The organism is Bacillus sp. DHT2 (assembly GCF_026241455.1).
Taxonomy (GTDB): domain Bacteria; phylum Bacillota; class Bacilli; order Bacillales; family Bacillaceae_G; genus Bacillus_A; species Bacillus_A pseudomycoides.
Window position 1 is genome coordinate 62,758 of the sequence record NZ_JAPHWH010000009.1, and the last position, 13,225, is coordinate 75,982.

Annotated in this window: 19 protein-coding genes; 9 read left to right on the forward strand and 10 right to left on the reverse strand. The window is 35.1% G+C overall.

Annotated elements, in window-relative coordinates:
* The first annotated feature begins 95 nt into the window (after window positions 1–95).
* Window positions 96–692: a glycerol-3-phosphate 1-O-acyltransferase PlsY gene (plsY, locus tag ORL93_RS19775; protein ID WP_003199069.1), complete on the forward strand. Its 597-nt coding sequence runs from the start codon at window positions 96–98 to the stop codon at window positions 690–692.
* A 108-nt stretch (window positions 693–800) separates the two neighbouring features.
* Window positions 801–1,091 (forward strand): HesB/YadR/YfhF family protein, encoded by a 291-nt coding sequence (locus tag ORL93_RS19780; protein ID WP_003207946.1) that lies wholly within the window; start codon window positions 801–803, stop codon window positions 1,089–1,091.
* Between the two features lie 26 nt (window positions 1,092–1,117).
* On the opposite strand, the gene ORL93_RS19785 is transcribed toward ORL93_RS19780, so the two are convergent.
* Window positions 1,118–1,537, reverse strand: a complete 420-nt coding sequence (locus ORL93_RS19785) for an acyl-CoA thioesterase (RefSeq protein WP_003199074.1) — start codon at window positions 1,535–1,537, stop codon at window positions 1,118–1,120.
* 110 nt (window positions 1,538–1,647) lie between these two features.
* Here ORL93_RS19785 and ORL93_RS19790 point away from each other — a divergent pair, with 110 nt between their 5' ends.
* Complete coding sequence (locus ORL93_RS19790) at window positions 1,648–2,940, forward strand: glycoside hydrolase family 18 protein (RefSeq protein ID WP_097793868.1); 1,293 nt, start codon at window positions 1,648–1,650, stop codon at window positions 2,938–2,940.
* A 16-nt stretch (window positions 2,941–2,956) separates the two neighbouring features.
* Here ORL93_RS19790 and tlp read toward each other — a convergent pair whose 3' ends face one another.
* The 5 genes from tlp to ORL93_RS19815 all read right to left on the reverse strand — a co-directional run bounded on the left by tlp (window position 2,957) and on the right by ORL93_RS19815 (window position 5,519).
* Window positions 2,957–3,181 carry a small acid-soluble spore protein Tlp gene (gene tlp / locus ORL93_RS19795; protein ID WP_003199079.1) on the reverse strand — a complete coding sequence of 75 codons (225 nt, stop codon included), beginning with the start codon at window positions 3,179–3,181 and terminating at the stop codon, window positions 2,957–2,959.
* A 105-nt stretch (window positions 3,182–3,286) separates the two neighbouring features.
* A complete protein-coding gene (gene sspN / locus ORL93_RS19800) occupies window positions 3,287–3,421 on the reverse strand; it encodes an acid-soluble spore protein SspN (RefSeq protein WP_003199081.1) in 135 nt (44 codons plus the stop codon).
* Window positions 3,422–3,464: 43 nt separating this feature from the next.
* On the reverse strand, window positions 3,465–3,608 hold the full coding sequence (locus tag ORL93_RS19805) for an FbpB family small basic protein (protein WP_003199083.1): 144 nt from the start codon (window positions 3,606–3,608) through the stop codon (window positions 3,465–3,467).
* Between the two features lie 271 nt (window positions 3,609–3,879).
* Window positions 3,880–4,827, reverse strand: coding sequence for a 3'-5' exonuclease (locus ORL93_RS19810; RefSeq protein WP_097793869.1), 948 nt, complete (start codon window positions 4,825–4,827; stop codon window positions 3,880–3,882).
* Between the two features lie 116 nt (window positions 4,828–4,943).
* Complete coding sequence (locus tag ORL93_RS19815; RefSeq protein ID WP_097793870.1) at window positions 4,944–5,519, reverse strand: peroxiredoxin family protein; 576 nt, start codon at window positions 5,517–5,519, stop codon at window positions 4,944–4,946.
* Between the two features lie 199 nt (window positions 5,520–5,718).
* On the opposite strand from ORL93_RS19815, the gene ORL93_RS19820 reads away from it, so the two are divergent.
* The 3 genes from ORL93_RS19820 to ORL93_RS19830 all read left to right on the forward strand — a co-directional run bounded on the left by ORL93_RS19820 (window position 5,719) and on the right by ORL93_RS19830 (window position 7,205).
* The gene (locus tag ORL93_RS19820; RefSeq protein WP_098160890.1) at window positions 5,719–6,309 is read left to right on the forward strand and encodes a YjdJ family protein; all 591 of its coding nucleotides are present in this window, start codon (window positions 5,719–5,721) and stop codon (window positions 6,307–6,309) included.
* Between the two features lie 333 nt (window positions 6,310–6,642).
* Complete coding sequence (locus ORL93_RS19825; RefSeq protein WP_097793872.1) at window positions 6,643–6,855, forward strand: hypothetical protein; 213 nt, start codon at window positions 6,643–6,645, stop codon at window positions 6,853–6,855.
* Window positions 6,856–6,878: 23 nt separating this feature from the next.
* Window positions 6,879–7,205 (forward strand): YmzC family protein, encoded by a 327-nt coding sequence (locus ORL93_RS19830; RefSeq protein WP_097793873.1) that lies wholly within the window; start codon window positions 6,879–6,881, stop codon window positions 7,203–7,205.
* Between the two features lie 252 nt (window positions 7,206–7,457).
* Here the strand turns inward: ORL93_RS19830 and acnA are convergent, their stop codons facing one another.
* Window positions 7,458–10,181, reverse strand: coding sequence for an aconitate hydratase AcnA (gene acnA / locus ORL93_RS19835; protein ID WP_003199100.1), 2,724 nt, complete (start codon window positions 10,179–10,181; stop codon window positions 7,458–7,460).
* A 283-nt stretch (window positions 10,182–10,464) separates the two neighbouring features.
* Here acnA and sspO point away from each other — a divergent pair, with 283 nt between their 5' ends.
* On the forward strand, window positions 10,465–10,614 hold the full coding sequence (gene sspO, locus ORL93_RS19840) for a small acid-soluble spore protein O (RefSeq protein ID WP_006095643.1): 150 nt from the start codon (window positions 10,465–10,467) through the stop codon (window positions 10,612–10,614).
* A gap of 38 nt (window positions 10,615–10,652) precedes the next feature.
* Here the strand turns inward: sspO and ORL93_RS19845 are convergent, their stop codons facing one another.
* Window positions 10,653–11,378 (reverse strand): polysaccharide deacetylase family protein, encoded by a 726-nt coding sequence (locus tag ORL93_RS19845; protein ID WP_029427146.1) that lies wholly within the window; start codon window positions 11,376–11,378, stop codon window positions 10,653–10,655.
* A gap of 44 nt (window positions 11,379–11,422) precedes the next feature.
* Window positions 11,423–11,686 (reverse strand): hypothetical protein, encoded by a 264-nt coding sequence (locus ORL93_RS19850; protein WP_006095641.1) that lies wholly within the window; start codon window positions 11,684–11,686, stop codon window positions 11,423–11,425.
* Window positions 11,687–11,806: 120 nt separating this feature from the next.
* Between ORL93_RS19850 and ORL93_RS19855 the strand changes: the two genes are divergently transcribed.
* Window positions 11,807–11,950, forward strand: coding sequence for a small acid-soluble spore protein P (locus ORL93_RS19855; RefSeq protein ID WP_000414451.1), 144 nt, complete (start codon window positions 11,807–11,809; stop codon window positions 11,948–11,950).
* Between the two features lie 143 nt (window positions 11,951–12,093).
* On the forward strand, window positions 12,094–12,474 hold the full coding sequence (locus ORL93_RS19860; protein ID WP_003199106.1) for an Hsp20 family protein: 381 nt from the start codon (window positions 12,094–12,096) through the stop codon (window positions 12,472–12,474).
* A gap of 319 nt (window positions 12,475–12,793) precedes the next feature.
* On the opposite strand, the gene ORL93_RS19865 is transcribed toward ORL93_RS19860, so the two are convergent.
* Window positions 12,794–13,186 (reverse strand): hypothetical protein, encoded by a 393-nt coding sequence (locus ORL93_RS19865; protein ID WP_018765327.1) that lies wholly within the window; start codon window positions 13,184–13,186, stop codon window positions 12,794–12,796.
* Between the last annotated feature and the right edge of the window lie 39 nt (window positions 13,187–13,225).

Sequence of the window (13,225 nt, forward strand, 5' to 3'; positions counted from 1 at the left end):
AAAAGAAATGTGCTCTTTACAAATGTATGGTACAATATATGGGAAAAACTCTTTTTACCCTTTATCAACACATTTGAATAAAGGAGACTGAACTTATGCTTATTACATATCTTTTATTTATCGTTGCCTATTTACTTGGCTCGATTCCATTTGCACTTGTTGTTGGAAAAATTGGTTATGGAATCGACATTCGCGAGCATGGTAGCGGTAATTTAGGAGGAACGAATACATTTCGGACGCTAGGGAAAAAAGCAGGTTTTATCGTTACAATTGCTGACATTTTAAAGGGAACGTTAGCGACAGCTCTGCCGTTAATTTTCGCCTTAGATATCCATCCCCTTTGGTTTGGATTAGCTGCAGTTCTTGGACATGTATACCCAATCTTTGCAAAATTCCGCGGCGGAAAAGCAGTTGCAACTTCTGCTGGAGTACTCTTATGCTATGCGCCAGTTATTTTTGCAATATTAGCTGTTATCTTTTTCACCCTTCTATTTACAACGAGATACGTATCGCTTTCTTCTATGGTAACAGCTATCGTAGCTGTTATTGCATCAATTATTGACGGGGATAAAATCTTCATTGTTGCGATGTGTTTATTAGCTGGTATGGTTATTTATAGACACCGTGCAAATATTGGACGAATTATAAATAAAACTGAACCAAAAGCAAATTTGACAAAGAAACAAAAGTAAGGTTGTGACCCACATAACGCAAAAAGAAAACGCAAAGCATATTAATAGCGTCTTTTTGCGTTATTTTTTATACTAAAGAAAAGGCAACATAACTTGGAGGAACTATACATGAATCTTTCCGTAACAAAAGAAGCAGTAAATTGGTATAAAGATGAATTAAACTTACAATCTGGCGATACACTTCGCTTTTTCGTACAATATGGCGGTTGCAGTACTGTTCAAAAAGGACTTTCTTTAGGAATCCGTAAAGACGATCCTGCACATCCTGCTGTTCAAATTCAAGAAGACGGCATTACTTTCTTCGTTGAAGGTGATGATGAATGGTTCTTTGATGGACATGACTTATCCGTTACCTTTAACGACGGTGATGACTTCCCTCAATTTAATTACGAAAAATAAAAAAGCGTGGCTTTTGCCACGCTTTTTTATTTTTTCTTAATTTCCTCATATTTCGCATACCACTCTGGATATAGTTTCTTAAAGGACACAGGACGAAAACCTTCTTTTTTCGCACAAATATTTGTTGTTGTAGCTGTAATACAAAGATCTCCATCACCGTTATAAATTTCATATCCATATATAACGCGAAGGGGACTAACTGAATCAATCCATGTTTTCACAATTGCTTTCTCTCCATAACGCATTGCTTTCCGATATGAAATTTGCAAATCTAATACGGGAGAAATAACCCCTTCTTTCTCCATTTCAATATATGAAAATCCTAATTCTTGTATCAATTTTGTACGCCCTAATTCAAGCCATACTAAATAATTTGAATGGTAAACAACGCCCATTTGATCTGTTTCCGCATAGCGGATCTCAATTTCGTGTTCTGCTACAAACATATCTTTATCTCCTTCTCACTTCTGTTTCCTCACATACATTTAATCATAATACAGGGAAATCAAAAATAAAATAGAAACGGTGGATCTTTTTAACTGAAAGGAGCGAATATATGATTCAAATCGTAACCGTTCGTAGTGGTGATAGCGTATATAGCTTAGCGTCAAAATATGGCACTACGCCCGAAGAAATTGTAAAAGACAACGGACTTAATCCAGCTGAGACACTTGTTGTCGGTCAGGCACTGATTGTAAATACGAGAGGTAATAATTATTATGTACAACCCGGAGACAGTCTTTATCGAATTTCTCAAACATATAACGTTCCTCTTGCTAGCTTAGCAAAAGTTAACAATCTATCATTAAAATCCATTCTTCATGTTGGTCAACAACTATATGTACCAAAGGGCTCTAAACGAACGATAGAATCTATTGCCTACTTACAACCTTCTACCATTCCAATTAAAGAAAGTTTAGTGAATGCTACGCGGGCCATCAATCCTTATCTCACATATTTAGCTTACTTTAGCTTTGAAGCATTGCGTGATGGAACGTTAAAAGAGCCGACTGAAACCGCAAGAATTGCTCAAATTGCAGTGCAAGGTCAAACAATCCCAATGCTCGTTATTACAAATATTGAAAACGGAAATTTTAGCGCTGAATTAGCCTCTGTTCTTCTAAGAAACCCTACTATTCAAAATAAATTCATTACAAATATCCTCCAAACAGCTAAAAAATATAATATGCGTGATATTCATTTTGACTTTGAAAATGTTGCACCCGAAGATCGCGAAGCATATAACCGATTTTTACGAAATGTAAAAACACGACTACCTGAAGGATATACGTTAAGCACAACACTTGTTCCAAAAACAAGTTCGAAGCAAAAAGGAAAATTTTTCGAAGCACACGATTACAAAGCCCAGGGGGAAATTGTTGATTTTGTCGTGATTATGACATATGACTGGGGATGGCAAGGTGGACCACCCATGGCAGTTTCTCCTATTGGCCCTGTAAAACAGGTAATCCAATATGCAAAATCTCAAATGCCCCCGCGAAAAATTATGATGGGACAAAATTTATATGGATTCGACTGGAAGCTTCCCTTTAAAGAAGGAAATCCACCAGCAAAAGCAATTAGCTCTGTCGCAGCCGTTGCACTTGCTCGTAAATATAATGTTCCAATTCGTTATGATTTTACAGCTCAAGCACCACACTTTAATTACTTTGATGAAAATGGTGTACAGCATGAAGTATGGTTTGAAGATGCCAGGTCTGTTCAGAGTAAGTTTAATTTAGTAAAAGAACAAGGCATTCGCGGGATTAGCTATTGGAAAATCGGGCTTCCTTTCCCGCAAAATTGGCGTTTACTTGTGGAAAATTTCTCGATTACAAAAAAAGGCTGACAACTGTCAGCCTTTTTTACGCATCATATTCAGATTCATCTTTTATTTCACTTTTCAATGAATCAATACTTTCTAAACGGCGTTGATTTTTCGCTTCAATTGCAGCGCGATCTTTTTCATTCGAAACCTCTGCAGTTTCTTTTGCCTCATTAAAGTTATCAATCGTATTTTGTACCATTTCTTGTAGTTTTTCTACATTATCACTTCTATCATCTGGATTCGCTTTATATTGCTCTGTCATACGATTTCCCTCCTAGTTGAAATATACATACCATGTTAGTTTTCCAAAAACGAATTAGATTATGTATGCACATAAAAAAAGGAGAATGAAAACATTCTCCTTTTTTTAACCGTTATCAACAATCGGTTGTTTCCCTGTTTGGTCTTGCATTTGCTTCCCTTTGTTTCCACCGGCTTTTTTCGACTGTGTTCCAATATGATCTGGTGTAAAATCTTTGGAATTCTTCTTTGGATTTCCCATTCTTATCGCCTCCTTATCACTAGTATCATACTAGTGATAAGAATTATTCAGCCTGCTTAAAAAATTGCATTTCATAACGCTTCTCGATTCGTTCCTCAATCCGTTCAATTGCATCACGATCGTTTAGTAGTTGCCGCTTATTTTCCTTCACAAGTTCTTCAAACGTTCTTCGACGATTTCTTCTCATGCTGCTCATCCTTTCTCCTTCTCTTTCTTACTATAGTTAGTATGAGCAAATGAAAAACTCTTTAATCAGATTTGTAAGAAAATTTTATGTTTTGTCAAAGAAAAGTCTTTTGTTAACAAAAAAGTCCATTAGCTGTTCTTAAACAACTAATGGATTTCCAAGCATTTTATCCTGCTATTCACAAACAAGTAATATCCTCTCAAAATTCAGTAAAATGAAACAACTTAAGTAGGAGATGAAGAATTCCCCCACTGATTAAAGTTTCACTTTATCATTTCGTTATACTTAAATATTTTTTAATTTCTTCATCCGCATTATCTTTCATTTCTTTGTACTCATTCAGCGCTTGCATGACTGCATCATAACTCTCTAAAATATAATTTTCTAATTTTGTAAAGTCCTCTATGCTTTCAATCATAATTCTAGTTGTCCCTATTTCACTTTTTAAAGCCGGCTCACATTTTAAAGTAGGATATATCCCTAATATTTCTTGTTCTGTCTTTTCAGTTAAAACATATTTTTTTCGCCCTTTTACCTTCACCCTTATAATCGGATAAAAAGCCTTTATATCTAGATAACTTCCAACACTCACATTGCGAATCCATTCTATATCGCGATTATGCTTTACAAGCATTTCTTTTATTAGTGTGTACACTTCGTCTTCTTCAACCGTTTCTTTTTTTGTTTTCTTTTGTCCTTCTTCTTGAATAGCAGCACATTTTTGATACACAGCTGCACATGTGATACAGTCGTCAAGTGCATTATGAGAACTTAAACGAATTCCGAGCATTCTTTTTAAAGTTTCTAACTTATGGTTCGGGGCATGCTTCATATATCTTTTCGCTAAAAAGACGGTATCAATTACTATATTTTTAGGTTCTGGCAATCTAAGCATATTTGCATTACTCTTTAAAAAACGCATATCAAACGAAGCATTATGAGCAACAATGGTATCTTCTCCTAAAAACGCTAAAAATAACGGCAAAACTTCCTGAATCGTTGGAGCATCCGAAACGCGATAATTTGTAATCCCTGTTAAACTCGTAATTCGATTAGAAATAAATCGCTCTGGATTTACAAAAGAAACAAATTGATCTGCCAGCTCATGATTACGATACCGAACCGCTGCCACTTGAATTATTCGATCATTATAAGGATTAAATCCTGTCGTTTCAAAATCAATAACAACATAGTCTCCTGTCAATGGTAAATTCCCCACAATATACGCTCCCCAATCATTATTTTCGATGAAATTTCTTTCATCATATCACGAACAAGCTGCTTAATGAAAAAGAAAAGACAGAAATGACAAATAGCCAATTCTGTCCTCTTTCATTATTTTATTTTCGCAATTCTCTTCTCCATTTCTTTTTGTGTCATCGGTCCGATAAATTTATCTTGAATCACACCTTTTGTATCCACGAAATAAGAAGTTGGAATGGTAATTACTTTATACATTGTTGTAACATTTATATCTTTATCAAGTAAAATAGGGAATGTCAATCCCTTCTCTTCTGCAAACTTTTTCACTTTTTCTTCTCCGTTAGCACGTTCAGAAACCGTATAATTTACAGCAAGGATTTCTACATCATCTTTATGCTTCTTATAGAAAGCTTCCATATCCGGCATTTCTTGCTGACAAGGTCCACACCACGTTGCCCAGAAATTTAAAATAACTTTCTTCCCCTTAAAATCCGATAATTTTACTTTTGTGCCATCTAATTTTGATAACTCAAAATCCGGTGCAATCTTGCCTACCTCAATCCCATTTTTTGCAATGACTTCTTTCATCGCCGTTTCGCTTTTCACTGGTTCTTCCCTTACTTGTTTCTCATTCTTTCCGAGCTGTTCATAAACTGCATAGCTCGCTAAACAAAGCAACACTACAACAATGGTAAGCTTTCGCCACATATACATCATCCTTATCGCTTATCTCATTTTATATATCACTTAAAAATAACAATAGTATTTATACTTTATTTTAGCTTATACGGACAACCTTGGAAATATTCTCCTGATAAATAAATAGAATATTCTTAATAACAATGAAAACCGTTTCTTTTTATCATATAATTATAATAGTTATAATTTGGAAAGGGTGTCATTATTTATGAATAAAACCGTTTTACATTGGTTACAATATGTTATCATTCTCCCCATCTTATTTTTCTCATTGTTTATTACAAGCTGGACTGCTAGCTACTTAAGTATTTCAGAGGACTGGAAACAACATATCGTCTTCACTCCCCAAACAGCAGAAGACTCCAATCAAATTTATGAAATTGACAAACTGTTGTATGCCTTTAAGTATAATCCAGTTTTTACTACAATTTTTGTATTATCAATTGTCTATTTAATAGGAATTACGATAACTCGCTGGTTATACTGGAGAAAACATAAAACAGGATTAATCGGTTTACAACTCATGATTGTTCTTCCTATTTTTCTTTACACATTACTTGTCACACATTCTACAGGTGCGATAATTGCTGTGGAAAAGAATTGGGAGAAATATTTAGTCTTTTCACCAAAATCAATTACAGATGTAAATCAAATTTATTATATTGATAGGTTGTTATACGCATTTCAAAAGTCTCCTATCATTAGTACAGTTCTCATTCTAACTTTTCTTTATATGACAGGACTAGTTGTATCTAAGCTCTCTCATCAAATACGTTTACGCAAAAATATAAACATATGAGGTGATATTCATTCTACAATTACTCACCTATCCCATTACTTTTATTTTTGTTATTTTATCATTGTTATCTATTGCTTTTGGAGCCTTACTCTATAAATTCAAATGGATTCCTGTTCTTATTTCTTTTCTTATTCCACCTATTTTTTTCATTATCGTATCTGGATAGGATTTACGTGTCGTTTCCCTCAACTTCGATGCTTGGATACTGTACGGCACTTTCTACTCCATTCTTTCCTATATCACAGTAATAATTATAAGACGAAAAAAATTACAATAAAGAAGATGTTTGTACTGTTTTGTGCAAATACCTTCCTTTTAAAAAGGAGGCTTCTTATGCACTCATTTGAAAAAGCTGTTCTCTATATTTTTAGTTTCATATTTTATCCTATTGGTATTATCGGATGGATTATATCCCTATTTAGTAAAGATCCTGAAAGAAGAAAAATCAGCCGTGTTTGCATTTATACAGCTTTGATATCGTTTATTTTATTCACTACACTTGGCATTATTAGCTTCTACTCAATTACAACAATCTCTAGTTCATAATAATCATAGGAAGGATAAATGCTATGGGAGAGCATCCAATTAGTAAAGAACTACGCTATATGCGCATATGTTTTGTCATCTTAATTTTAGTCCTTATATTTTTTGACAGAGGAAAGATTGTTGAAGTTTCTACCAACCACGACTCTTCTCCAGTTAATATACCAACTAGTAATATGACGCAAATTGCAGGAAATACATTTGCTTTACAGGAAAATGATCCTGAAAGTGGCGATAAGCATACCATTAAAATATTTAAATATAATCCAGAAACAAATACAGTCACATTAGTGAAAGAATTTAATACTAAAAACTCTTCTACATATGAATATCAACTAAATAAAGCAGAATGAAAACTGCGTATGTACAAACAGGGGTATTACTCTAATCCCTGTTTGTAAAAAAATAAACCTATTTCATCAACATTTCTTTTATATTCTTTCATTGTTATACCTCCAGTTCTTTATATAAGAAAAGGAAAGAGATGCAACCATATGATTGCATCTCTTTCCTTTCTTTTTACATAAAATTAAGAAGCTAACATCAGTCAGCTTCCTAATTTTGATTGAAACTATTTACTTTTCTCGTTTACTACAACATTTTACTTAGTTTGACACCTTAGACTCTTCAATTTTTTCACGAAGCACCATTTGTAAGATACCACCGTGACGGTAGTAGTCAATTTCTACTTCACTATCGAAACGTGCTACTACTTCAAATTGTTTTTCGTTTCCTTCTGGGTCAATTGCAACTACTTTTACAAGATCGCGTGGTTTAACTGTTTTATCAATTTGAATTTCAAATGATTCGTTACCAACAAGACCTAATGTTTCAGTACTTTCGCCTTCTTTAAATTGTAATGGTAATACGCCCATTAATACAAGGTTACTGCGGTGAATACGCTCGAAGCTTTCTGCGATTACTGCTTTAATACCTAAAAGGTTTGTACCTTTCGCAGCCCAGTCACGAGAACTTCCCATACCGTAATCTTTACCAGCAACTACAAGAAGTCCAGTGCCGTCTTCTTTATATTTCATCGCAGCATCATAGATAGATGTTACTTCACCAGTTGGCCAGTAAGTTGTATATCCACCTTCTGTTCCTGGTGCGATTTGGTTTTTGATACGGATATTTGCGAATGTACCACGCATCATAACTTCATGATTACCACGGCGAGAACCATAAGAGTTAAAGTCAACTGGCTGTACACCATTTTCTAATAAATAGCGGCCTGCTGGTGTATGTTTACCAATTGAACCTGCTGGTGAAATATGGTCTGTTGTTACAGAGTCACCAAATTTACCAACTACGCGTAAACCTGAAAGTGTTTCTACTTCACCTGGTTCTTTTGATAATCCTTCAAAGAACGGTGGATTTTGAATATATGTTGAGTCATTATCCCAAGTATATAACGCTTCATTTGAAGTTTGAATTTCATTCCAGCGTTCATTGCTGTTAAATACTTGTGCATATTCTTTTTTGAACAATTCAGACGTTACGACGCTTTGAACCACTTCTTCAATTTCTTTAGCTGATGGCCAAATGTCGTTAAAGTAAATCGGGTTACCGTTTGCATCTTTACCGATTGCATCATTTTTCAAGTCGATATCCACTGTACCAGCAAGTGCATACGCCACAACAAGTGGTGGTGATGCTAAGTAGTTCGCTTTTACAAGCGGATGAATACGACCTTCAAAGTTACGGTTACCAGATAAAACAGATGTTACTAATAGGTCATTTGCCGCAATTGCTTCTTCTAATTCTGGTTCTAATGGGCCAGAGTTACCGATACAAGTTGTACATCCGTAACCAACTGTTTGGAATCCTAATTGATCTAAATAAGTTGTTAGGCCTGATTTATCTAAGTATTCCGTTACTACTTTAGATCCTGGTGCTAATGATGTTTTTACATAACCAGGTACTTTAAGTCCTTTTTCAATTGCTTTTTTCGCAACTAAGCCTGCACCAATTAATACATATGGATTAGATGTATTTGTACAGCTTGTAATCGCAGCGATTGCAATTGCACCTGTTTTCATCGTTACTTCTTGATCTTTTAATGCAACTTTCACTTCTTTATCAAATTCTTGTTCATTGAACCCAAGTCCTTGCGTTCCAACTGGTGCCACAACCGCTTTATGGAACTCATCTTTCATGTTTGAAAGAGGGATTAAATCTTGTGGACGTTTTGGTCCTGAAAGGTTAGATTCAATTGTATTTAAATCAATCTCAACAAGATCTGTATAAATTGGATCTTTGCTGTCTGCTGTATAGAATAAACCGTTTGCTTTACAGTATTCTTCAACAATGCGAATTTGTTCTTCGTCTCTTCCTGTTAAACGTAAGTAATCTAATGAAATTTCATCAATTGGGAAGAATCCACAAGTTGCACCGTATTCTGGTGCCATGTTTGAAATTGTTGCACGGTCAGCTAAAGGCATGCTTTGTAGTCCGCTACCGAAGAACTCAACAAATTTACCAACTACACCTTTCTGACGTAACACTTGTGTTACTTTTAACGCAACGTCTGTTGCTGTTGTACCACTTGGAAGTGTACCAGTTAATTTAACACCGATTACTTCTGGTACTGGGAAGTATGAAGGTTGTCCAAGCATCCCTGCTTCTGCCTCAATACCACCAACGCCCCATCCAAGGACACCGATACCATTAATCATTGTAGTATGAGAGTCTGTTCCCACTAATGAATCTGGGTATGCAACTAATTCACCTTCAGCATTTTTCACCGCATGAACAACTGGTGCTAAATACTCAAGGTTTACTTGGTGTACAATACCTGTTGCTGGTGGTACTGCACGATAGTTATCAAACGATTTTTGTGCCCAGCTTAAAAATTTATAACGTTCTTCATTACGTTTAAACTCTAAGTCCATGTTGAATTCAAGCGCGTCTGCTGTACCCGCTCTATCAACCTGTACAGAGTGATCGATTACAAGATCTACAGTAATTTCCGGATTAATTTTATCAGGATCTCCACCCATGTCCGCCATTGCTTTTCGAAGTGAAGCCAAATCAACGACAGCTGGAACACCTGTGAAGTCTTGTAAAATTACGCGAGATGGTTTAAATGGAACATCGATATCTTGAACATCTTTCGTTCCCCACTTCGCTAAATTTGTAACATGCTCTTCTGTAATGACACGTCCATCAACTTGACGAAGTACAGATTCAAGCAAAACTTTAATTGAATATGGTAATTGTGATACGTTGCCAACCCCTGCATTTTCAAGCGCTTTCAATTGATAATAATGATACGTTTTTCCATCTACTTCAAATGTTTCACGAGATTGAAATGGATTATGTTTGACCATTATGTTTCCCCCCTGTTAAACGTGACTGAGTTGTCTGAATATAAAATGTAGACAAATTTTTCAATACCTTACGATAATATCTTATTACAACTTTCTAAATAAGTAAATAATAAGAAACTTATAGTTTATCATAAGTTTTCTTTATCTCTGGAATTTTGAATAGTCTTCGCTCTCCTTATGAATACTATTACCATAAAGTAAAGCTTTCTCTTTGAGTATTACTTTACGTTCATACATGTATCATTATTTGTTTATAAAGAAAACATTATAGGGGTGAAACTAAATGGGTAAACGTAAGGCAAATCATGTAATTCCAGGAATGAATGCTGCATCAGCACAAGGACAAGGAACTGGTTATAATGAGGAGTTTGCAAACGAACCACTAACACCAGCTCAGCGTCAAAATAATAAAAAACGTAAGAAGAATCAGTAATGAAAAATCCCAAAAGGTACTCCTTTTGGGATTTTTATTTAATGTTTATAACGTAACAATTCCGAAACTTTTACAAATCGATACCCTTCTTTTTGAAGGGCCGGCAGAATTTTCTCTAATGCAGCTACAGTTTGACTCCGATCACTTCCACCATCATGTAATAACACTATATCTCCACTCTTCGCATTTTTCACAACATGATTCACAATGGACTCAGTTCCTGGATTTGCCCAATCTTTTGGATCTTGATGCCAAGACCATAAAACGGTTTGATAACCCGCTTCTTTTGCCGTCGTAAAAACTGCGTCGTTAATATATCCACCTGGTGGACGGAAAAGTAGCGGCTCCTTTACCCACTTTTGTAAATACTTTTTCCCCGCTAAAATATCATCTTTTAATCTTTCATCAGATGCACTTCTAGCATATAAATGATTCATCGTATGATTTCCAATCTCATGTCCTTCCTTTAGCACCTGCTTAACTAAATACGGATTCCGCTGAATCCGAAAACCAATCATAAAAAAAGTTGCCTCAGCTTTATATTGGTGTAATAGCTTTAACACCTGCGGAGTATACGTAGGATCCGGACCATCATCAAATGTAATTGCAATTATCTTCTCGTTATTTGGTACCTCCCACGTTACATAACCCGTAGGCTCTAATTCTTTTCTCATCAGCATTTTCGCTTCTACTTTGTCCACTTGAAATATATGTACAACACAAACCAAACAAATGATTATTACAGAAATTTTTCTTTTCAACATATTGACTCCAAATTTGAACAGGTTGTTGAACTCATACAACCTGTTCAATCGCCTAGCAGATCCACATCTCGTATAATGTTTTGCAAATTACTTTCATACTGCTCAAGTTGTGGACGTTGTGTTTCAGATGCTACTTCCAATGCATTTTGAATTTGTTCATATGCCTCTTGAACTTCTTGGCGTAAATGCTTTAAATCCTGACCATAATTCGGGTCATTTTTCACAATATTTTTGTATAAATTTTCCGCTTGTACGACTCCTTGTTGTGCGGCTTGAAAAGCTTGCTGTTTATCTTTATGATACGGCATACGCTTTCCCCTTTCTGTTATAGTTAGTCTCACTTAGCTTTACCTTTTTTCATAAAAACATTCTCGTATAAATTTACAAAGTTCTCTCATTCTAAATACAAGAAGGAGGTGCAACACAACATGGAAAAAAACAATAGCAAGTCTATTCGTCAAAACACAAAAAAAGGACAGCCTTCTGGGCAACCTGAGCCGCTAAGTGGGTCACATAAAGTAAAAAACCGAAATCATTCAAGACAAAAAAATCACGCGCATCACGATATGTAAAAGAAGGACAATGCACATGTATTGTCCTTCTCACTTAAGCTATTTACAACAAACCACTCAACATATTTTCTAGTTTGTTTTTCACCTCTAATTTCTTAATGCATATTATAATATGAATTGAGACTTTACGGAGGGTGTCTTACATGGGCAAGAAAAAGAAAAACTGTCTTTTTCATGTTGATGGTTTTGAAGAATGGATGGATCAGTTTTGCTCTGATTCATACGACAACTTCAGTTTCCCTAATCACATTCACATTGATCTTTGTGAAACGGAGCAAGAGTATATTTTAGAAACTGATATCCCTAATGTGTCAGAACAAGATGTACTTATAAACAAGATGGAGACAGGCCTAGCAATTCATATATTTCATAAGAACTCGTCCTTGCAACGAACAATTTCTTTACCTGCTAACATCATCTATAAAAAAATGCTAGCCTGTTTAGAAAATGGCTTTCTTGCCATACACATTTCAAAAACTGAAGTTGCAAATGAACATGAAAAAAAAGTTCTTTTTTTTAATTAAAACGTTATATAAAAACAGAGTGGAAAAAGTTTGTTACTAATTTTTCCTACCCTGTTTTTTCTTTATTTTATATAAAGTGAAACTTCCATCAGTGTGGGTTTTCTTCATCTCCCACTGATGGAAAGCCTTCACCACTCGAGCTTTTACGAGCAGTTATCCCCTACCTATCTTCCTTTCTTCTCTCTGAACCTTGAGATAGGGAGGATTACTGTCCGTTAATGCGGGGTAAAATTAAGCTTCTAACCCTATTTCATGCATATGCATAGAAAAAGAAAGCAAACTAACAGCTTTCTTCTCCCTGTTTTTATAGTAAATATGATTACACCTTGGCTATCCTAGATAATTCCATGTCAATACCATATGTAAACTGTAACTCTTTGCAAACGTCCTTGATTAGGATGTTCACATCGTACTTTTCATTAAATTCAAGAACCGCATTTTCCACTTCCTCATACGTATATTTGTATTCACCAGTGATGACACTTTTTAAATCAAAGCATTCATTGATACAAAGCTGAACGAGAAGCTGATCATACATAGCGGACACATCTTCTTTTTTCCATAATAACTCTTTCACATATAACCGATCGAATATTATACTTTCTCGATTACACTCCATTAAAGTCCGAGTCATTCCATGTAATTCTCGATATAGTTCAGAAATATTTGTATTGAGACGAATCAATTTGTCTACGCCATTTTCATACAGCATTTCATCCACCCCCGTATATTCCCTTTTTCTTATTATAGC

What these genes read in the sequence shown, in the direction of transcription:
- plsY (WP_003199069.1), top strand. Translation starts at nt 96, where the DNA reads ATGCTTATTACATATCTTTTATTTATCGTTGCCTATTTACTTGGCTCG.
- ORL93_RS19780 (WP_003207946.1), top strand. Translation starts at nt 801, where the DNA reads ATGAATCTTTCCGTAACAAAAGAAGCAGTAAATTGGTATAAAGATGAA.
- ORL93_RS19785 (WP_003199074.1), bottom strand. Translation starts at nt 1,537, where the DNA reads ATGTTTGTAGCAGAACACGAAATTGAGATCCGCTATGCGGAAACAGAT.
- ORL93_RS19790 (WP_097793868.1), top strand. Translation starts at nt 1,648, where the DNA reads ATGATTCAAATCGTAACCGTTCGTAGTGGTGATAGCGTATATAGCTTA.
- tlp (WP_003199079.1), bottom strand. Translation starts at nt 3,181, where the DNA reads ATGACAGAGCAATATAAAGCGAATCCAGATGATAGAAGTGATAATGTA.
- sspN (WP_003199081.1), bottom strand. Translation starts at nt 3,421, where the DNA reads ATGGGAAATCCAAAGAAGAATTCCAAAGATTTTACACCAGATCATATT.
- ORL93_RS19805 (WP_003199083.1), bottom strand. Translation starts at nt 3,608, where the DNA reads ATGAGAAGAAATCGTCGAAGAACGTTTGAAGAACTTGTGAAGGAAAAT.
- ORL93_RS19815 (WP_097793870.1), bottom strand. Translation starts at nt 5,519, where the DNA reads ATGTGGCGAAAGCTTACCATTGTTGTAGTGTTGCTTTGTTTAGCGAGC.
- ORL93_RS19820 (WP_098160890.1), top strand. Translation starts at nt 5,719, where the DNA reads ATGAATAAAACCGTTTTACATTGGTTACAATATGTTATCATTCTCCCC.
- ORL93_RS19825 (WP_097793872.1), top strand. Translation starts at nt 6,643, where the DNA reads ATGCACTCATTTGAAAAAGCTGTTCTCTATATTTTTAGTTTCATATTT.
- ORL93_RS19830 (WP_097793873.1), top strand. Translation starts at nt 6,879, where the DNA reads ATGGGAGAGCATCCAATTAGTAAAGAACTACGCTATATGCGCATATGT.
- acnA (WP_003199100.1), bottom strand. Translation starts at nt 10,181, where the DNA reads ATGGTCAAACATAATCCATTTCAATCTCGTGAAACATTTGAAGTAGAT.
- sspO (WP_006095643.1), top strand. Translation starts at nt 10,465, where the DNA reads ATGGGTAAACGTAAGGCAAATCATGTAATTCCAGGAATGAATGCTGCA.
- ORL93_RS19845 (WP_029427146.1), bottom strand. Translation starts at nt 11,378, where the DNA reads ATGTTGAAAAGAAAAATTTCTGTAATAATCATTTGTTTGGTTTGTGTT.
- ORL93_RS19850 (WP_006095641.1), bottom strand. Translation starts at nt 11,686, where the DNA reads ATGCCGTATCATAAAGATAAACAGCAAGCTTTTCAAGCCGCACAACAA.
- ORL93_RS19855 (WP_000414451.1), top strand. Translation starts at nt 11,807, where the DNA reads ATGGAAAAAAACAATAGCAAGTCTATTCGTCAAAACACAAAAAAAGGA.
- ORL93_RS19860 (WP_003199106.1), top strand. Translation starts at nt 12,094, where the DNA reads ATGGGCAAGAAAAAGAAAAACTGTCTTTTTCATGTTGATGGTTTTGAA.
- ORL93_RS19865 (WP_018765327.1), bottom strand. Translation starts at nt 13,186, where the DNA reads ATGCTGTATGAAAATGGCGTAGACAAATTGATTCGTCTCAATACAAAT.